20 protein-coding genes are annotated in these 18,643 nt (G+C 71.3%); 8 read left to right on the forward strand and 12 right to left on the reverse strand.

Translation table 11 applies throughout. The features are described 5' to 3' along the window. Window positions 1-33: 33 nt before the first annotated feature. Both GH747_RS12195 and GH747_RS12200 read left to right on the forward strand, forming a co-directional pair. Window positions 34-606, forward strand: coding sequence for an HD domain-containing protein (locus GH747_RS12195; protein ID WP_149769842.1), 573 nt, complete (start codon window positions 34-36; stop codon window positions 604-606). A 30-nt stretch (window positions 607-636) separates the two neighbouring features. After that, on the forward strand, window positions 637-993 hold the full coding sequence (locus GH747_RS12200; protein WP_149769843.1) for a hypothetical protein: 357 nt from the start codon (window positions 637-639) through the stop codon (window positions 991-993). A 20-nt stretch (window positions 994-1,013) separates the two neighbouring features. Here the strand turns inward: GH747_RS12200 and GH747_RS12205 are convergent, their stop codons facing one another. From GH747_RS12205 to GH747_RS12240, 8 genes are all read right to left on the reverse strand, one after another. Further along, window positions 1,014-1,805: an SRPBCC family protein gene (locus GH747_RS12205; protein ID WP_149769844.1), complete on the reverse strand. Its 792-nt coding sequence runs from the start codon at window positions 1,803-1,805 to the stop codon at window positions 1,014-1,016. Then, window positions 1,805-2,659, reverse strand: coding sequence for an FAD binding domain-containing protein (locus GH747_RS12210; RefSeq protein ID WP_149769845.1), 855 nt, complete (start codon window positions 2,657-2,659; stop codon window positions 1,805-1,807). The genes GH747_RS12205 and GH747_RS12210 overlap by 1 nt, the downstream gene beginning before the upstream one ends. Further along, on the reverse strand, window positions 2,656-5,133 hold the full coding sequence (locus GH747_RS12215; RefSeq protein WP_149769846.1) for a xanthine dehydrogenase family protein molybdopterin-binding subunit: 2,478 nt from the start codon (window positions 5,131-5,133) through the stop codon (window positions 2,656-2,658). The genes GH747_RS12210 and GH747_RS12215 overlap by 4 nt, the downstream gene beginning before the upstream one ends. After that, a complete protein-coding gene (locus tag GH747_RS12220) occupies window positions 5,130-5,639 on the reverse strand; it encodes a (2Fe-2S)-binding protein (protein WP_149769847.1) in 510 nt (169 codons plus the stop codon). Before GH747_RS12220 ends, GH747_RS12215 begins: the two co-directional genes overlap by 4 nt. Before the next feature lie 226 nt (window positions 5,640-5,865). Continuing rightward, entirely contained in the window at window positions 5,866-6,999 is a 1,134-nt protein-coding gene (locus GH747_RS12225; RefSeq protein ID WP_149769848.1) for an XdhC family protein, read from the reverse strand. A 76-nt stretch (window positions 7,000-7,075) separates the two neighbouring features. Then, window positions 7,076-8,179, reverse strand: a complete 1,104-nt coding sequence (locus tag GH747_RS12230) for a vWA domain-containing protein (protein ID WP_149769849.1) — start codon at window positions 8,177-8,179, stop codon at window positions 7,076-7,078. Window positions 8,180-8,189: 10 nt separating this feature from the next. Further along, the gene (locus tag GH747_RS12235) at window positions 8,190-9,071 is read right to left on the reverse strand and encodes an AAA family ATPase (protein ID WP_228552907.1); all 882 of its coding nucleotides are present in this window, start codon (window positions 9,069-9,071) and stop codon (window positions 8,190-8,192) included. A 9-nt stretch (window positions 9,072-9,080) separates the two neighbouring features. After that, window positions 9,081-9,734: a nucleotidyltransferase family protein gene (locus GH747_RS12240; protein ID WP_149769850.1), complete on the reverse strand. Its 654-nt coding sequence runs from the start codon at window positions 9,732-9,734 to the stop codon at window positions 9,081-9,083. A gap of 55 nt (window positions 9,735-9,789) precedes the next feature. Between GH747_RS12240 and GH747_RS12245 the strand changes: the two genes are divergently transcribed. Next, window positions 9,790-11,052, forward strand: a complete 1,263-nt coding sequence (locus GH747_RS12245; RefSeq protein ID WP_228552908.1) for an ArgE/DapE family deacylase — start codon at window positions 9,790-9,792, stop codon at window positions 11,050-11,052. A 22-nt stretch (window positions 11,053-11,074) separates the two neighbouring features. Here the strand turns inward: GH747_RS12245 and GH747_RS12250 are convergent, their stop codons facing one another. Beyond that, window positions 11,075-11,707: a hypothetical protein gene (locus GH747_RS12250; RefSeq protein WP_149769852.1), complete on the reverse strand. Its 633-nt coding sequence runs from the start codon at window positions 11,705-11,707 to the stop codon at window positions 11,075-11,077. Window positions 11,708-11,710: 3 nt separating this feature from the next. Then, window positions 11,711-11,848, reverse strand: coding sequence for a hypothetical protein (locus tag GH747_RS12255; RefSeq protein WP_153816627.1), 138 nt, complete (start codon window positions 11,846-11,848; stop codon window positions 11,711-11,713). Between the two features lie 35 nt (window positions 11,849-11,883). On the opposite strand from GH747_RS12255, the gene GH747_RS12260 reads away from it, so the two are divergent. Beyond that, entirely contained in the window at window positions 11,884-12,720 is an 837-nt protein-coding gene (locus tag GH747_RS12260) for an N-acetylmuramoyl-L-alanine amidase family protein (RefSeq protein ID WP_149769853.1), read from the forward strand. 21 nt (window positions 12,721-12,741) lie between these two features. Continuing rightward, window positions 12,742-13,617, forward strand: a complete 876-nt coding sequence (locus GH747_RS12265) for a metallophosphoesterase (RefSeq protein ID WP_149769854.1) — start codon at window positions 12,742-12,744, stop codon at window positions 13,615-13,617. Here the strand turns inward: GH747_RS12265 and GH747_RS12270 are convergent. Then, window positions 13,575-14,234 carry an FMN-binding negative transcriptional regulator gene (locus tag GH747_RS12270; RefSeq protein ID WP_149769855.1) on the reverse strand — a complete coding sequence of 220 codons (660 nt, stop codon included), beginning with the start codon at window positions 14,232-14,234 and terminating at the stop codon, window positions 13,575-13,577. The two genes, GH747_RS12265 and GH747_RS12270, sit on opposite strands and share 43 nt — an antisense overlap. Before the next feature lie 61 nt (window positions 14,235-14,295). Between GH747_RS12270 and GH747_RS12275 the strand changes: the two genes are divergently transcribed. Next, complete coding sequence (locus tag GH747_RS12275; protein ID WP_149769856.1) at window positions 14,296-14,865, forward strand: SigE family RNA polymerase sigma factor; 570 nt, start codon at window positions 14,296-14,298, stop codon at window positions 14,863-14,865. After that, window positions 14,862-16,082 (forward strand): hypothetical protein, encoded by a 1,221-nt coding sequence (locus GH747_RS12280; RefSeq protein ID WP_149769857.1) that lies wholly within the window; start codon window positions 14,862-14,864, stop codon window positions 16,080-16,082. The genes GH747_RS12275 and GH747_RS12280 overlap by 4 nt, the downstream gene beginning before the upstream one ends. Before the next feature lie 104 nt (window positions 16,083-16,186). On the opposite strand, the gene groL is transcribed toward GH747_RS12280, so the two are convergent. After that, window positions 16,187-17,818: a chaperonin GroEL gene (gene groL, locus GH747_RS12285; RefSeq protein ID WP_149769858.1), complete on the reverse strand. Its 1,632-nt coding sequence runs from the start codon at window positions 17,816-17,818 to the stop codon at window positions 16,187-16,189. Window positions 17,819-18,076: 258 nt separating this feature from the next. On the opposite strand from groL, the gene GH747_RS12290 reads away from it, so the two are divergent. Then, window positions 18,077-18,640 (forward strand): dihydrofolate reductase family protein, encoded by a 564-nt coding sequence (locus GH747_RS12290; RefSeq protein WP_149769859.1) that lies wholly within the window; start codon window positions 18,077-18,079, stop codon window positions 18,638-18,640. Window positions 18,641-18,643: the final 3 nt, after the last annotated feature.

Below are 18,643 nucleotides of genomic sequence, written 5' to 3' on the forward strand. Positions count from 1 at the left end.
CAGCGATCCCCATCCCGCCGTAGATTGGTTGGAATGCACCCCCGCATACGGCTCGAGCTGGCGAAGCGCTGGTCCGAACCACACCGCGAGCATCACGACACGGACCACCTGGCAGAGGTCATCCGCGCCGTGGACCTGATGGCGTCCTCGGGGCTCGCGTTCGACATGGACACCGTCCACACCGCCGCGTGGTTCCACGACGCGGTCTACGACGTCCACCGCGCCGACAATGTCGAGCGGTCCGCGACACTGGCGCAACGCTGGCTGGGGCCCGGCAGCGGCGACCGGATCGCCCAGGTCGTCATGGCGACCACCGACCACGTCGCCGCGGACGGAGATGTCGAGGCAGCGGTCCTGTGCGACGCCGACCTGAGCATTCTCGGTGCGGACCAGCAGCGCTACGACGAGTACGCCCACGCGATCCGCCTCGAGAACATCCACGTCCCCGACGCGGAGTACCGCAGGCTCCGCGCTCGGGTGCTCACGCGCTACCAGTCCCGCATGGCGCTCTTCGCGACGGCACCGGCGTACGAGCTGTGGGAGGACAAGGCACGGGCGAACCTCGCGCGTGAGCTGACGCGTCTCGCACGCCCCGTACCGGTGTAGAGGTTGCCCGACCCGCATAACCTAGAGGCCGTGACCGAGTTCCTCCTCGAGGCCCGTGCACGCGTCCTGCACGATCTCGACGCGTGCCGCATGGCCGACGCCGCAGCGGTGTCGGTCCTCGAGGCGGCCCTCAGCCAACGCGGCTGGTGGGTGTCCCAGTGGCCGGACGGCGCGCCGTACGTCGTGGGGCTCGTCGCCCAGGACGTCCAGGACGCCCTCCTCGATGCAGGGAGCCGCTGGCCACGCTGCCGTGCGTGCGGCGAGGACGCCGAGCACACGCTCGGCGTCGAGCCCGAGCTCGGGGACGACCCACACTGGGTGTGCACCGAGTCCGGTCTCGAGGTTGCCCGCCTCGGCGCCCTGCGCGCTCCCCAGCAGACGGGCTGACCGCCGCCCGCGAGGTCAGGTCAGCGGCGCCTGCGGCGGACGACTCGCCACAGGACGAATGCCACCACCAGTCCCGCGAGCAGCCGAGGCCCGTAGCGGCGCGCGAGCACGGGCGCGACCGTCGCGCCCAGGTCGAGCTCCGCCGCCTCCGCCGCGAGCGTGTCGCCCGACGGACCACCGATCAGCCCCGGGGCCGGTGTCGGCGTCGCCGTCGATGCCGTCGGTGTTGCCGTCGATGCCGCCGGCGCCGCGGAAGGCCGTACAGGTTCGGGGTCTCGCACCGGTGCGGAGTGGCGCCCCGCCGGCTGATCAGCAGCCGACGACACCTCGGCTGCCACGGCTGCCGGCGCCACCGGCTCCGCCGTGGCGGGTGTCGTCAGACGATCGCTGATGCACCCCACGAACTGCGACAGGAGCTTGTCGCTGACGTCCTGCATGACGCCGCGTCCGAACTGGGCCGGCTTGCCCGTGATCGCGAGGTCGGTCTGCACCTCGACACGGGTGCCGTCCGCCTCCGGGAAGAGCCGTGCGGTCACCTTCGCCCCCGCCGTACCCTGCCCCCGCTTGTCCTTGCCCTTCGCGTCGATGACGACCCGACGCTGTGCTTCGTCACGCTCGACGTACGTCCCAGACCCGCCGTAGATCAGCGAGATCGGTCCGAGCTTGATCTTGATCGTCCCGGTGAAGTCGTTCTCGTCGACCACCTCCACCGTCGCCCCAGGCATGCAGGGAGCGATGGACTCGAGGTCGTTGAACGCGGCCCAGGTGGTCTCGATCGGCGCGGGGACGCTGAAGGTGTGCGTGAGCTCCATCAGGCGGCCGCCGCCCGCACCACGGCGCGCTGCGTCAGGACGCGTGCCAGGTGGCGCCGATAGTCGGCCGACCCGTTGAGGTCGTCCGGTGGTGTCGTCCCCTCCGCGACGTCGGCGACCGCAGCATCCACGGCCTCCTTGACTGGCGAGACGCCGATGAGGGCCTGCTCGACGGACCTCGGGCGGACCGGGGTCGTGCCCATGTTGGTGAGGCCCAGCCGCGCGTCGGCGATCGTGCCGCCATCGAGACGGACGGTCGCCGCGACGGCGACGATGGACCACTGCTGGGAGACGCGGACGAACTTCTCGTACGCCGCGGCCCACCCCGTGTGCTTCGGCACCCGGACCGCCGTGAGGATCTCGTCCTCGCCGACAGCCGTCGTGAACAGGTCGACGAAGAAGTCCTCGGCAGCCACCGTGCGTACGCCCGACGGCCCCGCGATCTCGAACGACGCACCGAGTGCCAGCGCCGGCGCCGGCAGGTCGCCGGCCGGGTCGGCGTGGACCAGGGCACCGCCGAGCGTGCCGCGGTGGCGCACCTGCGGATCGGCGACGGTCGAGGTGGCCTCCGCCAGCAGTGCCGCGTGCTCACGTACCAGCGCGCTCGTGGCGACCTCGTGGTGCGGCGTCATCGCACCGATCACCAGGGCGTCGCCGTCCTCGCGGATGCCGCGCAGCCCGTCGATGCGCCCCAGGTCGACGATCAGCTCGGGCCCCGCGAGCCGGAGCTTGAGGACCGGGATGAGGCTCTGGCCGCCGGCGAGGACCTTCACGTCGTCGCCGCCCTCGGCCAGGAGGCGTACGGCGTCCTCCACCGTGCTCGGCGACTCGTACTCGAACGCTGTCGGAATCACTGTGCTGCCCCCTCGTCCGTCCCTGTCTGGACCGCGCCGGTCGACGCGACGTCGCGGTCGGCGACCTCGGGGCTGTTCACCGTCGGTGCGGCGGCTTCGGCCCCCCGGCCCTTGTCCGCTCCCTGCAGCGCTGCCCAGACTCGGCTGGGAGAGCATGGCATGAGGATGTCATCGACTCCGAGATGTCGCACGGCGTCGATCACGCCGTTGACGATCGCCGGCGTCGACGCGATCGTCCCGGCCTCGCCGACGCCCTTGACGCCGAGGACGTTCGTCGTCGACGCCGTCTCGGTGCGGTCGGTGATGAACGACGGCAGATCGGCCGCGCTCGGGACCAGGTAGTCGACGAACGAGCCGGTCACGAGCGTCCCGGAGTCGTCGTGCACCGCTTCCTCGAAGAGCGCCTGAGCGATCCCCTGGGCGAGCCCGCCGTGGACCTGGCCCTCGACGATGAGCGGGTTGACGACGTTGCCGATGTCGTCGACGCAGACGTACTTGCGCAGCGTCACCTGACCCGTGTCGGTGTCGACCTCCATCGCAGCAAGGTGGGTGCCGTGCGGGAAGGAGAAGTTGTCCGGGTCGAACGTCGCGTCGGAGTCGAGGCTCGGCTCGATCCCGTCAGGCAGGTTGTGCGCCGCGAAGGTCGCCAGCGAGATGTCGCCGAGCGCGACGCCCTGGTCGGTGCCGCGGACCGTGAACTTCCCCTCGGCGAACTCGAGGTCGTCCTCGGCCGCCTCGAGCATGTGGGCCGCGATGACCTTCGCCTTCGCGATCACCTTGTCCGCCGCAGCCACGACCGCCATGCCTCCGACCGCCAGCGAGCGGGAGCCGTACGTGTCGAGACCCTTCTGCGCGATCGCGGTGTCACCGTGGAGGACCTCGACGTTCTCGAACGGCACGCCGAGCCGGTCGGCGACGATCTGACTCCACGCGGTCTCGTGACCCTGGCCGTGGGCGCTCGCTCCCGTGACGACCTCGACGTGGCCGGTCGGGAGCATCCGCACCTGCGCGTACTCCCAGCCGCCGGCGCCGTAGTCGAGCGAGCCGAGGACCCTCGACGGTGCAAGGCCGCACATCTCCGTGAACGTCGAGACGCCGATCCCGAGCTGGACGGGGTTGCCCTCGTCCCGGCGCCGCTTCTGCTCGGCCCGCAGCTCGTCGTACCCGAACAGCTCGAGCGCCCGCGCCGTCGCCGCCTCGTAGTTGCCGCTGTCGTACTCGAGCCCGCAGACGGTCGTGAACGGAAACTCCTCGTGGGCGATCCAGTTCTTGCGCCGGAGCTCGATCGGATCCATGTCGAGCTCGGCTGCCAGGTCGTCCATGAGGCGTTCGATCGCGAACGTCGCCTCGGGCCGTCCGGCACCGCGGTAGGCATCGGTCCAGGCCTTGTTGGTGAACAGGTTGGTGCACTCGAACCGGTACGCCGGGATCTTGTAGATCGCCGGGAACATGAACGCCCCGAGGATCGGCACGCCCGAGGTCACGAGTCCGAGGTAGGCACCCATGTCCGCCAGCAGCTGGACCTTGAGGCCGGTGACCTGGCCGTCACGGGTCGCGGAGAGCGAGAGCCGCTGCACCTGGCCACGGCCGTGGTGAGCGGCCATCAGCGACTCGGAGCGGGTCTCGGTGTACTTGCAGGGCTTGCCGGTGCGGCGCGCCACGATCATCGTGATGACCTCTTCGGGGGTCACCTGGAGCTTGCCTCCGAACCCGCCGCCGACGTCGGGTGCGATCACGCGCACCTTGGACTCCGGGATGCCGAGCGTGAGCGCCAGCATCAGGCGCAGGATGTGCGGGACCTGGGTTGCCGACCACATCGTGGTCTGCTCGCCCGTCGGGTCCACGACGGTGGAGCGTGGCTCCATGAAGGCGGGGATCAGCCGCTGTTGGTAGTAGGTGCGCTCGATCAGGATCTGGTCGTCGGCGCTCGCGGCCGAGATCGCCTCCTCGACGTTGCCCCCGGTCCCTGCCTCGCCGGAGTCGAACACCCAGAACGCCGACTTGTTGGTGCCGAGGTCGGGGTGAGCGAGGACCTCGTCCTTCTCGGCCTCCTCGAGGTCGAGCACCACCGGAAGCTCGTCGTAGTCGACGTCGACGAGGTCGGCGGCGTCCTGCGCCGCGGTCTTGCTCCGGGCGACGACGACCGCGACGATCTCGCCCGCGAACGCGACGTGGTCCACGGCGATCGACGGGTGGTGCGGAGACTTCTGGTCCGGCGTGATCGGCCATGCGTTGGGGAGCGTGCCGCAGAGGTCCGCGATGTCGGCGCCGGAGAGCACGGAGACGACGCCCGGCGCGGCGACGGCCGCGCTCGTGTCGAGGTTGGTGATTCGTGCGTGCGCGAAGGGACTGCGCACCATCGCGAGATGCAACATCCCGGGAAGCACCATGTTGTCGGTGTAGCGGGAGCGTCCGGTGATCAGACGCTGGTCCTCCTTGCGCCTGCGCGGAGAGCCGATCTCGGTGACGGTCATGCTGCACCTGCCTCGGTGTCGCCGGACGTGCCGCCGGCCATCTCGCGCGCCCCGGCTTGGACGGCCTTGACGATGTTCTGGTAGCCCGTGCAGCGGCACAGGTTGCCCTCGAGGTTCTCGCGCACCGTCGCCTCGTCGGCGTCGGGATGCTCGGTCGCCACGTCGATCGCCTGCATGATCATGCCCGGTGTGCAGAATCCGCACTGCAGGGCGTGGCACTCGTGGAACGCCTGCTGCATCGGGTGCAGGGTGCCGTCCGCAGCGGCGACGCCCTCGATCGTCGTGACGTCGTGGCCGTCCGCCTGGACGGCGAACATCGTGCACGACTTGATGCTGCGCCCGTCGAGGTGCACCGTGCACGCGCCGCAGTTGGTCGTGTCGCACCCGACGAGCGTCCCGGTCTTGCCGAGCTGTTCGCGGAGGTACTGGACGAGGAGGGTTCGGGGTTCGACGTCGTCGGTGTACGACACCCCGTCGACGGTGAGGCTGATCGGCTTCTTGGCCATGGACTGGACTCCACTCCGCTCGGCGTAGGCACGCGCGCCCGACTGGTTGAAGCCTTTCCTACACCCACGTGACGTGGATCACAACGCGATCGCAAAGATCGCCCTCAGGACTGCCCTCAGCGCGACCCGTTTGCGGTGCCCGCACCGCAAGTGCCGACGGTGCACCCCATATTTGCGGTGCACGAGGCGCATTTGCGGTGGGAGCACCGGAAATGCCGCGTGACGGTCAGTCCACCTCGTGGTGGATGCGCCCGTCGCGCTCGCTGAGCCGGTCGCCGTGCCCGCCCCACTGCAGGGCGATGATCTCCGCCGCGATCGAGACGGCGGTCTCCTCGGGCGTACGGGCTCCGAGGTCGAGGCCGATCGGGCTGGACAACCGGGCGATCTCGTCCTCGGTGACCCCGACCTCGCGCAGCCGTGCGAGCCGGTCGTCGTGCGTACGACGTGACCCCATCGCCCCCACGAACGCGGGTCGGTGCGGCGGCTCGAGGCGCAGCGCCAGCTCGAGCAGGGGGACGTCGAACTTCGGGTCGTGCGTCAGCACGCAGAGGACGGTGCGCTCGTCGACCAGGCCCGCCTCGACCTGCTTGGCGAGGTACTTGTGGGGCCACGACACGACGACCTCGTGCGCATCGGGGAAGCGGGCCGCGGTGGCGAACACGGGGCGAGCGTCGCACACCGTCACCTGGTATCCCAGGAATGCCCCCTGCCGCGCCACCGCGGCGGCGAAGTCGATCGCGCCGAACACGAGCATCCGAGGCTTGGGGGCGTACGCCGCCACGAAGACCCGCATGCCCTCCCCTCGCCGCTCGCCGTCGGGCCCGTACGTCAGGGTCGCGGTGCGCCCGGCGGCCAGCAGCCCTCGGACGTCGTCGGACACCGCGGCGTCGGCGCGATCGGAGCCGAGAGAGCCGGTGGCCTCGTCCGGGCGGACCACCATGCGGCGGCCGACCCACGCGGCGTCCGGGTGGGCGATCACTGTCGCCACGGCCACCGGCCGACCGGACTCGATGTCGCCCGCGACGTCACCGAGCTCGGGGAACGTCTCCTGCGACACCGGCTCGACGAACACGTCGAGGATCCCGCCGCAGGTCAGACCGACGGCGAAGGCGTCGTCGTCAGAAACGCCGTACCGCTGGAGGACCGGGGCCTCGGCCGCGACGACCTCCTGCGCAAGCTCGTACACGGCTCCCTCGACGCAGCCGCCCGACACCGACCCGTACGCGCTCGCGTCCGGAGCGACCACCATCGACGCGCCAGCCGGGCGGGGTGCGGAGCGGAAGGTCTGGACCACCGTGGCGACACCGGCGGTCTCGCCGGCCTTCCACGTCTCCATGAGCTCGTCGAGCACGTCGCGCATGTGATCCAGACTACGTCCCGGCGACCCAGCGACGAGGGGTCCTTTCTCGGGCCACCCGTGCGTCGGGGCCCAGCAGTCAGCGCCCGACCTCGTCGAGGAGCGCTTGGAAGGCGGCGAGCGAGTGCCCGGCGACCAGTGCGTCGAGGTGCGGGTGCACGGCGGCGATCCCACCCTGCACCGGCGCGTACCCCGGGCGTCCGCGGTGCGGGTTCGCCCACAGCACGCGGTACGCGAGCCGCTGCAGACGCTGGACCTGATCGCCGAGCAGCACCGGGTCGCCCCGCTCCCAGCCGTCGCTCGCGATCACGACCACGGCCCCGCGTGCCATGCCTCGCTGTCCCCACCGGTCGACGAACGCCCGCAGCACCTCGCCGAGCCGCGTTCCGCCAGACCAGTCCGGCACCGTTGCTCCGGCGGCCGCCAGGGCGTCCTCCGCGTCCCGCAGCCGCATCGCCGCGGTCACTCGGGTCAGCCGCGTGCCGAGCGTGAAGACCTCGACCTGCCGCGGCGACGCGCTCACGAGGCGGTGCGCGAGCCGCAGGAGGCTGTCGGCGTACGCGCTCATCGAGCCCGAGACGTCGACCAGCAGCACCACCCGGCGAGGGCGACGGCGTGGGGCGCGGAAGCGCAACGGGCCCGGCTCCCCCGCTCGGCGCAGCTGGTCGCGCAGCGTGCGGGTGGGGTCGAGGTCGCCGCGCCGGTGAGGCGTACGGCGTGGGCTGCGGCGCAACGGCACCCGCACGTCGAGCCCCTCGAACATGCGCGCCACCGCGGCCCGCTCGGACGTCGACAGAGAGGCGACGTCGCGGTGCCGCAACGTCTCCGTCCGGCTCGCGATCATCGCGACCTGCTGGTCGTCACCCGACCCGGTCCCGCCCTCGTCGGCATCCTCGAGGCCGGCCTGCACCACGACGCGGGGAGGCGGCTGCGACCGCGTACGCAGACGAGGGTCCTCGGGCGAGAACCACGCCGCGAACACCTTGTCGTACGTCGCCACGTCGTCAGGCTCGGCGCACAGCGTCGCTCGGCCTGCCCAGTAGACGTCGCGGCGACGGTCGGCGCCGAGGACACTCACGGCCTCCACGAACGCCTGAGTCCGGTCCGCGGTCACCCCGGCGCCCGCCTCGCGCAGAGCCTGCGCGAACCCGACGAAGATGGCGACACCGTCCGCCCCGGGCATCGACACCACCTCAGGCGAGCATCGACGAGAGCGACTCACGGACGCGGTCGATGTCCTCGCGGTACTTGCAGACCGCCCCGACCGTCGCCGCCGCTGTCTCGAGGTCGAGCGTGTCGCGGCCGAGCCGGTCCAGCGCTGCGGTCCAGTCGAGGGTCTCCGCGACGCCCGGGGGCTTCAGCAGGTCGCCGCGGGTGCGCAGCTCCTGCACCACCCCGACCACCTGCTCGGCGAGGCGTTGCGACACCTCCGGCATCCGGGTCCGGACGATCTCGACCTCGCGGGCCAGGCCGGGGTGCTCGATCCAGTGGTACAGGCAGCGGCGCTTGAGCGCGTCGTGCAGCTCACGGGTCCGGTTCGACGTGAGCACCACGATCGGCGGCACGGTCGCTCGGACCGTCCCGAGCTCGGGGATCGTCACCTGGTTGGTGGACAGGACCTCGAGCAGGAAGGCCTCGAACTCGTCGTCGGCGCGGTCGATCTCGTCGACCAGGAGGACAGCGGGCGCCTCGCGCAGCGCACGCAGGATCGGCCGGGCGAGGAGGAAGCGTTCGTCGAACAGCGACTGCTCCACCGCGTCGGCGTCGACCTCGGCGAGGTCGGCGGTCGCCTCGACGGTGCGCAGGTGCAGGATCTGCCGCGGGAAGTCCCAGTCGTACAGCGCCTGCGTCGCGTCGATCCCCTCGTAGCACTGCAGCCGGATGAGCGGCACCGCGTACGCGGCGGCGAGCGCCTCGGCGAGCGCGGTCTTGCCCGTGCCGGGCTCGCCCTCGAGCAGGAGCGGGCGCTGCATGGCGAGCGCGAGGTACGCGATGGTGCCGAGGCCCTCGTCCGCGAGGTAACCGACCTGGTCGAGGTCCGCGACGAGCTCGTCGCTGCTGCGGGGCTGCTTCACGCGATCAGCCTATTCCGGCGCGGGCGACGGCGTGTCCTGATCGCGCCCGGTCGCGAGGTCGCCGCACTCGATGGGGGCCGCGCCGTGATCGGCGAGGTAGCGCCGACCACCCTCGTCGCCGGACAGCGTCGCCGCCATCGGCGCCCAGTGATCGCGGCCGACGAGGACAGGGTGGCCCGGACGGCCGTCGTACGTCGCGCGGGCGAGGACCGCCCGGGGGTCGGCGGCGGTGTCCGCGTGGTCGAGCACCCGCCGTACGACGTCCGGGCCGACGTCCGGCAGGTCGACGAGCATCACGAGCAGCGCGTCGACGCCTGTCGACGCGGGGTTGTCGAGGAACGACGTGAGCACAGTCCGGAGCGACGCACCTAAGCCCTCGCTCCAGTCCGGCGACTCGACGAAGGCGAGGCCGGTGATCTTCTTGGGCTCACCGTCCGCGCCGCGCCGCGAGGACAAGAAGTCGTCCGCGGCGGCCTCCACGGACTCCGCCTGCGCGCCCTCGACGACGTACAGGTCACGGCATCCGCCGTCGAGCAGGACGCCGAGCGTCCGCTCCAGCCACGTTCGTCCGTCGGCGCCCTCGACCAGTGCCTTCGGCTTCCCCATCCGGCGCCCCTCGCCTGCTGCAAGGACCACCCCGGCCACCAGCGCTCGCTTCGCCATGCGCCGATCCTGCCATCTCGCCTCGCGACGAGGAGCGGGAGCGCACACTGGAGACGTGACCGTCTCCGTCGACTCGAGCGCCGTACTCGCCCACCTCGACCCCGACCAGATCGCTGCCGACCTGGCGACGCTCGTCGGTCTGGCGCCGGTCGACGGCACCGTCGGCGAGGTCGCCGCCAGCCACTGGTGCGCGGACCGGCTCGCCGAGCTCGGCGCCGAGGTCGACCACTGGGAGATCGACCTTCCGACCTTGCGGCAGGAGTCCGAGTTCCCCGGGATCGAGGTCGAGCGGACCGAGGCGTGGGGCGCCGTCGGGATCCTCCCGGGTGACAACGGCGGCGTCCCCGGTCTCGCGCTGGCCGGCCACATCGACGTCGTCCCACCGGGCGACCCCGCGCTGTGGGCCGACGACCCGTTCACGCTGCGGGAGCGCGACGGCACCTGGTACGGCCGTGGCGTCTGCGACATGCTCGGCGGCACCGCAGCCGTCCTCGGGGCCGCCCACGCGATCCGCGCCAGCGGCGTACGCCTCGCGCGCCCGCTGGCGGTGCACACGGTCATCGGCGAGGAGGACGGGGGCCTCGGCACGTTCGCGACGCTGCGCCGCGGCCACACCGCCGACGCGTGCGTGATCGCCGAGCCGACCGCGGGCCACGTCGTCACGGACAACGCCGGCTCGCTCACCTTCCGCCTCGTCATCCGTGGCCGCGCCGCGCACGGGTCGATGCGCACGAGCGGCATCAGCGCGCTTGACGGCCTCGACATCGCCCGCGCCGTCCTGGGGGAGCTCGAGGCGGAGCGCAACGCCGACGTCGGTGAGCGGTTCTCCCACCTCGTCGTCCCGTTCCCGATCTCCATCGGCACTGTCCACGCCGGCGACTGGGCCAGCACGGTGCCGGACCTGTGCGTGGTCGAGGGCCGCTTCGGTGTGCGCCCGGGCGAGCCTGTGGCCGCCGCGCAGACCGCGTTCCGGGCGGCGCTCGCCGAGGCCGGACGCGGAGACCTCTGGCTGCGCGACCACCCGATCGAGGTGTCGTTCCCCGGCGGGACGTTCGCCCCGGGACGCCTCCCCGACGACCACCCGCTGCTCGGCGTCGTCCAGGACGCGGCCGAGGACGCGGGGGCACCGCGACCGCAGGCGATGGGAGCGCCGTACGGGTCGGACCTCAGGCTGTACGCCGCGGCAGGCGTGCCGACGGTGCAGTACGGCCCCGGCGACATCGCCCACGCCCACGCGGTGAACGAGTACGTCGAGATCGAGGACGTCCTGCGGTGCGCGCGGGCGTACGTCCTCACCGCCCTGCGGCTGTGCAGCTGACCGGCACCACCGGCCAGGCGGGCTACTGCTGGGCGCTCGGCAGGTTGATCGCGAGGGACGGGCGCGCGTCGCCGTCGGGGCCGGGCTGCATCGAGAGCACGACCTCCGCACCGGCATGCGTGTGCGTCTCCGACCAGGCCCGGTCCGTGGTCTCGTCGATCGCGTACGGCTCGATCCCGAGGTCGTCCGCCCACGTGCGGATCACGTCAGCGGCCTCTGAGCGCGTCGTCATCGGGCGGTTGATCTTGACCGACGTCACCAGGCCGTCGTCCGACCACACCGTCACGGTCCCTGCGTCGGAGGCGAAGCGGCTCCCGTCCGGCAGCACCAGGTCGACGCGATCGGACGCGTAGTCGTACACCCCGGGAAACCCCGGCATCTGCTCCTTGTCGAGCGACGCGGTCGTCAACGGCTCGCGCAGGTCGAGCTCGAGCGTGTCAGGGTCGCCCGTCACTCCGGCCCACACGACGACGCCGATCGCGGCGGACGCGGCGATCCCGAGCATCACGGCGCCCGCCCACACCAGCGGTCGACCGCTGCGCCGACGTGAGAGCCCACCGACCAGGAGCAGCCCCATCCCTAGGACGGCGAGGACGAGCAGCACCAGCGCCGCCAGTGCGATGACGATGCCGGCGGCGAGACCAGACGCGCCCACGTGTCAGCGGCGGTCGCCCTTGCGCCGGTCGAGCATCCGGCGGACGCGGGTCTCGTCCTGTCCGAGGACCTTCGACAGGAGCTGGACGCGGAACACGTAGGCGGCGGCGACGATCGCGATGATGATGAGGAGCCAGAGCATGGGCTCAGCCTACGTCCACGGGATAGCCTCGTACGATGCTCCGCGCCGCCGCAGTCCTCACCGCCGCCGCTCTCGTGGCCTCCGCGGCGTACGTCGGTGCGTCCGCGCCGACGGCGATCGCGCGTCCGACCGTGTCCGACGGAGCAGATCCTGCGACGCCGACCACGGGATCGCCCGCCAGCCCCGCGGCCCGTGCTGCGGCTCCGCTGACCGGCACCACGATCGTCATCGACCCCGGGCACCAGCTCGGCAACAGCCGCTTCCCGCGTCAGATCAACCGGCCTGTCGACGCGGGCGGGATCCGGAAGGCGTGCAACACCACGGGTACGGCCACCAACGCGGGCTTCGCCGAGGCGACGTTCACGTGGCGGGTCGCGAAGCGGCTCCGCTCGATGCTGAGAGCACGTGGTGCGACGGTCGTGATGACCCGCACCCGCAACAGCCGCGCGTTCTGGGGACCGTGCGTCGACGTCCGCGGCAAGCTGGGCAACATGGGCTACCGGGGCCGTACGCGGGCGGCTGACCTCAAGATCAGCATCCACGGCGACGGCGCTGCGGCGTCGGGCCGCGGGTTCCACGTGATCGTGACCGGCAAGCGCGGCGCGGTCGTACGGTCCGCCCGCCTCGGCCGGATCACGCGTGCAGCGCTCGAGGACCGCGGGTTCCGACGGTCGACCTACACCGCCGGAGGCACCGCGCTCGTCCGCCGCAGCGACCTGGGCACCCTGAACCTCAGCCGCATCCCGACGGTGATGGTCGAGCTCGGCAACATGCGCAACGCACGCGACGCGCGAGCGATGCGGTCTGCCGCGGGACAGCGGCGGTACGCCCGCGCGCTGGCCTCGGCGGCGCAGGGCTACCTCCACCCCTGACGGTCGTCCTAGGCTGCACGGGTGGCCCCCACGCACCGGATCCTCCACCTGTCCGACACCCACGTGTCCCGCGAGGGACCCGACATGGACGGCGTCGACGCCTTCGCGTCGCTCGAGCAGATCCTGCGCGACGTCCGCCATGTCCCTGACCTCGACCTCGTGGTCGTCAGTGGAGACATCGCCGACGACGGCTCGTACGAGGGGTGTGTCGCGGTCCGTGAGCTCGTGGGCGGCTTCGCCGAGGAGCGAGGCATCCCGCACGTCTACACGACCGGCAACCACGACGACCGTGACGCCTTCGCCCGCGCGCTCGGGTCCGGCCACCTCGGGCCGGACGGTCGCGACGTCGGCAGGCTCGCCGGCGGGTCGAGCGGCAAGCGTGCGGCGGTCAGCGAGGTCAGCGGGCTGCGCGTGATCACCCTCGACAGCCTGGTGCCCGGGTCGGTCCACGGTGACCTGGACGGCGGGCAGCTCGCATGGTTGCGGGGACGCCTCGCCACCCCGGCGCCGGCAGGCACCATCGTCGTACTCCACCATCCCCCGCTCCACGTGGGGTGGTCACCCTTCATGCGCAAGGACGGCCTCCACGGTGGTGAGCGCCTCGGCGACGCCGTCGCCGGGACCGACGTACGCGCCGTGCTGTGCGGCCACTTCCACCTGCAGCTCTCCGGGATGCTCGGCGGCGTGCCGGTCTGGGTGACGCCGGGCGTCGTGACCCGGAACGACCGGACGTGCCCGCCGCAGCTGATCCGGGGCGTTCTCGGCGCGGGCGCGACGGTCGTCGACCTCGGCGGACCGTTCTCGCCCACCTTCCTCACGCTGCACGCACGCGACCCGCGCGCCGGCGAGCAGGTCTACGTCGTCGACGCAGACTCGGGAGCCGACGCCGAGGAGTGAGCGACCATCGCGTCGGCGACCGCCTGCGCCTCAGGGCCACCCTCGGCGTGCAGCCCGTCGATCACCCCGGCGCGGTCGGCCTCCGAGCGGTTCTGGCTGAGCTTCGCCTTGCCCTCGACGGAGGCGACGGCGACCTCGATGCCGACGATGCCGCGCAGCTGCCCGTCGACGTACGCCTCCGGCGCATCGCTGACAGCCCACGGCTCGGGCCGCGCAGCCTCGTGCAGCGTGGTGAGACGGGTGACCGCGTCGCGCAGCCAGGCCTCGTCGCGATGCACCCGGACCGTCCCTCTCAGCTCGACCCGGCTGTAGTTCCAGGTCGGCACGACGCGACCGTGCTCGGCCTTCGCGGCGTACCAGGCCGGCGAGACGTACGCCTGCGGCCCGCTCACCACGAGGAGGGCCGGCGAGCCGTCGACGATCGTGCGCCAGTGCGGGTTGGCGATCGCCAGGTGCGCGATCACGCGACTCTCGTCGCGCAGCCACACCAGCGGCAGCCGAGTCGCGTACGGCGTCCCGTCCGCGCCGACGGTCACGAGGTCGCCGGCGCCCGCAGAGTGGACGAGGGCATCGATCGCGGCGTCGTCGTCGAGGGCGTTGAAGCGTGGCACGTACACAGGTCCAAACTACGACGGCGCGAAACGAACCGATCCGCTGCCCGATAACGTCTCATCGATCATGACCCATGAAGAGCGCTCCGGCTTCGAGGCGTTCGTCGACGCGCACTGGAGCCCGATGTTCCGGCTCGCCCACGCGCTGACCGGAAACCGAGACGACGCCGAGGACGTGGTGCAGGCCACGTTCGCGAAGGCGTACGCGGCGTGGACCCGCGTACGAGCGGCCGACAGACCGGAGGCGTACGTGCGCCGCATGGTCGTCAACGAGGTGCACAACGGCTGGCGTCGGCGATGGCGCCACGTCGAACGATCGGTTCCGGTCGTCCCCGACGGCGCGGGCAGCGGCCATGGCCACGATGACGTGGTCGCGACGTCCGACATGGTGTGGCGGTGCCTCCAGCGGCTGCCGGCGAAACAGCGGGCGGTCATCGTCCTCCGCTTCTACGAGGACCTCAGCGAACGCGAGGTCGCCGCCATCCTCGAGATCCCGCCCGGCACCGTGAAGAGCCGAACGAACGCCGCGATGCGCGCCCTCCGGGCCGAGCTCGCCGTCCACAGCCACGGTCTCGACTCTGACGTGATCGAACCACCCCAGCAGCCCGAGATCGGTCTCGGAAGGAGCCCCGCATGACGCTCGAAGAGCTCGTCCGCGAGTCAATCGTCGACCACACTGCGGGAACTGCGCCAACACCGGACATGGCAGCGCTCACGAAGCAGCGCCGGTTCCCGTCCCAAATCGTGCGACTCGTTCCGGTCGTCGCGGCGGCCGCCGCTGTCGCAGTGATCGTCGGCGGGGTCTTCGCCGCTCAACACGTGGTCGGCGGCGATGCACAGCCAGCACCGACCCCGACGGCCATTCCCACCCCGGCACCCACGACGGCCGCGCCGACTTCACCGCTCAAGGCGCGCAGCGACCTTCGCATCCACCTCGCCGGCGACGAGGTCTCGATCGGCGGCGCCCGGCACACGCGTCAGCACGGGCATGGGCGTGCGCTCACGGTGGCCACCCGCTACGGGCTGGTGTACATCGGTGACGACGTCCGGCCCTACCTGATGCTGCCCGACGGGACGGAGGTCGCCCTCGCCCGGCAGTTGACCGACAGCAACTGGCGGCCGACGCTGGTCGCCGATCCCGACGGTACGACGGTGGCCTGGACGAGCTCGAACGACGGACGCTTGACGGCTCACGTCTACGACCTCGCCCAGCAGCGAGAGGTCGCCTCCCTCGCCAGCGCCGCGAGCTTGATCGGTCTCGACGACGGCGTCCTCGTCGACGAGGTGCCCGACGGCGGCGGGAGCTCCTACAGGGCCTGGGACGCTGCGGGCTACGGCGGCTTCCAGCCTCTGAGGAAAGGCGGCCGCGTCGCCGCTGTGGGCGTCGCCGGACGGACGATCTTCTTCGTCGGACCAGGAGGTCTCATCGTGGAGTCCACCGAAGGGAGCGCTCTCGCCGGATGGCAAACGGTGCGGCTCACCGAGAAGCTCGGCTCCCGCTCGCCCGACGACTACCACCTCTCTCCCGATGGGCGCCTACAACTTCTTCGCGGGTCTGCGGTGAAGGACGACGACCGCGCAGGCACGCCGATCGTCGCCCGCGACGTCGTCAGCGGCGCCCGAACCGAGCTCGCGATCAGCGCGGACCGTCTCGGCACCCCCCGGCTCGCGTACGACAGCGACGGATCGCTCCTCGTCCTGACCCGAACCGTAGGTGGCGACGGGTGGTCGCTCTACGACTGCCGAAGCCCGCAGGGTGGTCCCGAGTGGGTCCAGTGCACGCTGAAGGAGTCGGGAATCGAGGACGCTTCGTTTCCCGGCGACAGCGGCTACCAGGCACCGTTTCCATCCTGACCTCGCGCCAACCCCGGGGAAACACGACGGCGCCCCGCCGGTCCGAGGACCGACGGGGCGCCGTACGGGGTGCTGAGCGTGAGCTCAGGCGGTGGGTTCTGGGATCAGAAGCCCATGCCGCCCATGTCGCCCATGTCGCCGCCCGGCATGGCCGGAGCGTTCTTCTCGGGCTTGTCGGCGACGACGGCCTCGGTGGTGAGGAAGAGAGCCGCGATCGAGGCTGCGTTCTGCAGCGCCGAACGGGTCACCTTGGCCGGGTCGAGGATGCCCTCGGCGATGAGGTCGACGTACTCGCCGGTCGCCGCGTTGAGGCCGTGGCCTGCGGGGAGGCCCTGGACCTTCTCCGCCACGACGCCGCCCTCGAGGCCGGCGTTGACCGCGATCTGCTTCAGCGGAGCGGTCGAGGCCGAGCGCACGATCTGCGCACCGGTGGCCTCGTCACCCTCGAGCTCGAGCTTCTCGAACGCCGCGGCGGTCGCCTGGACGAGCGCGACGCCGCCACCGGCGACGATGCCCTCCTCGACGGCAGCCTTCGCGTTGCGGACGGCGTCCTCGATGCGGTGCTTGCGCTCCTTGAGCTCGACCTCGGTGGCCGCGCCGACCTTGATGACCGCAACACCGCCGGCGAGCTTCGCCAGGCGCTCCTGCAGCTTCTCGCGGTCGTAGTCCGAGTCGGAGTTCTCGATCTCGGCACGGATCTGGTTGACCCGTCCGGTGATCTGGTCCTCCGAGCCACCGCCGTCGACGATGGTGGTCTCGTCCTTGGTCACGACGACCTTGCGGGCCGTGCCGAGCAGCGAGATGTCAGCGTTCTCGAGCTTGAGGCCGACCTCCTCGCTGATGACCTCGCCGCCACTGAGGATGGCGATGTCGGTCAGCATGGCCTTGCGGCGGTCGCCGAAGCCCGGAGCCTTGACGGCGACGGACTTGAACGTGCCACGGACCTTGTTGACGATCAGGGTGGCCAGCGCCTCGCCCTCGATGTCCTCGGCGATGATCAGCAGCGGCTTGCTCGACTGCATGACCTTCTCGAGGACCGGCACGAGATCCTTGACGTTCGTGATCTTGGAGTTGGCGATGAGGATGTAGGGATCCTCGAGCACCGCCTCCATGCGCTCGGGGTCGGTGTAGAAGTACTGGGAGATGTATCCCTTGTCGAAGCGCATGCCCTCGGTGAGCTCGAGCTCGAGGCCGAAGGTGTTGCTCTCCTCGACGGTGATGACGCCTTCCTTGCCGACCTTGTCCATCGCCTCGGCGATGATCTCGCCGACGGTCGGGTCAGCAGCGGAGATCGCGGCCGTCGAAGCAATCTGCTCCTTGGTCTCGATGTCCTTGGCCATCCCGAGCAGCTGAGCGCTGATCGCCTCGACGGCCTTCTCGATGCCGCGCTTGAGCGCGATCGGGTTGGCGCCGGCCGCGACGTTGCGCAGGCCCTCGCGCACGAGCGCCTGGGCGAGCACGGTGGCGGTGGTGGTGCCGTCGCCAGCGACGTCGTCAGTCTTCTTGGCGACCTCCTTGACGAGCTCGGCGCCGATCTTCTCGTAGGGGTCCTCGAGCTCGATCTCCTTGGCGATGCTCACACCATCGTTGGTGATGGTGGGGGCGCCCCACTTCTTCTCGAGGACGACGTTGCGGCCCTTGGGGCCGAGGGTCACCTTGACGGCGTCGGCGAGGGTGTTCATCCCGCGCTCGAGGCCGCGACGGGCTTCCTCGTTGAATGCAATGGTCTTCGGCATGCTCCCGCGATTCCTCCGCGTAGAGGTGGATGGACCAGGGGATGCCCGCGACGGACGACCCGCGTCCACGGCGAACCCTTCCCGCCGCGACCTTCGGACCTCATCGTCCTGGCCCGTTCGTGCTTGGCACTCGCCAGAGACGAGTGCTAATGCCATTTTTAGCACTCGGACCTCGAGAGTGCAAAGGGCGGGCCTCGGTCGATGAGTTCAGACTGGCCGGACGGTCACTGATCCACACCCCGACGGAAGGACCTGTCGATGGCGACCTCGATCTACCACGCCACCGCGACCCTGGACGGCTACATCACCGGACCCGACGAGCAGATGAGCTTCCTCCTGGAGCCGGCCATGGGCGAGAACGCGGTCGTCGACCGGGTGATCTCGAACATCGGCGCGATGCTCGTCGGCGGCCGGACCGCGCACTGGCAGCCGCCGGACACGCAGCCCGCGGAGGTGGACGAGCTCACCAGCAAGCCGTACGGCGGCGCCTGGGAGGGCCCGATCGTCATCCACACCCACGACCCGGACGAGGTGCCGGCGAGCGAGGATCACGTGCACGTGACCGGCACCGTCGAGGAGGCGTACGCGGTCGCGGCCGAGGCGGCCGGCGACAGGTACGTCGTCGTGCTCGGCGCCGTGACCTCCCGGCGACTGCTGGAGGCGGGGCTCCTCGACGAGGTCCTGCTCCACGTGGTCCCTCGGTTCGTCGGCGACGGGACGCGCGTGCTCGAAACGCCCGGGGGTCTCCCGGTCGCTCTGGAGTGGATCGACCGGTCGACCTCGGGCGAGATGCAGAACCTGTGGGCGCGCGTCGCGCGCTGACAC

The sequence above is a fragment of the Mumia xiangluensis genome (assembly GCF_010994095.1).
GTDB lineage: Bacteria > Actinomycetota > Actinomycetes > Propionibacteriales > Nocardioidaceae > Mumia > Mumia xiangluensis.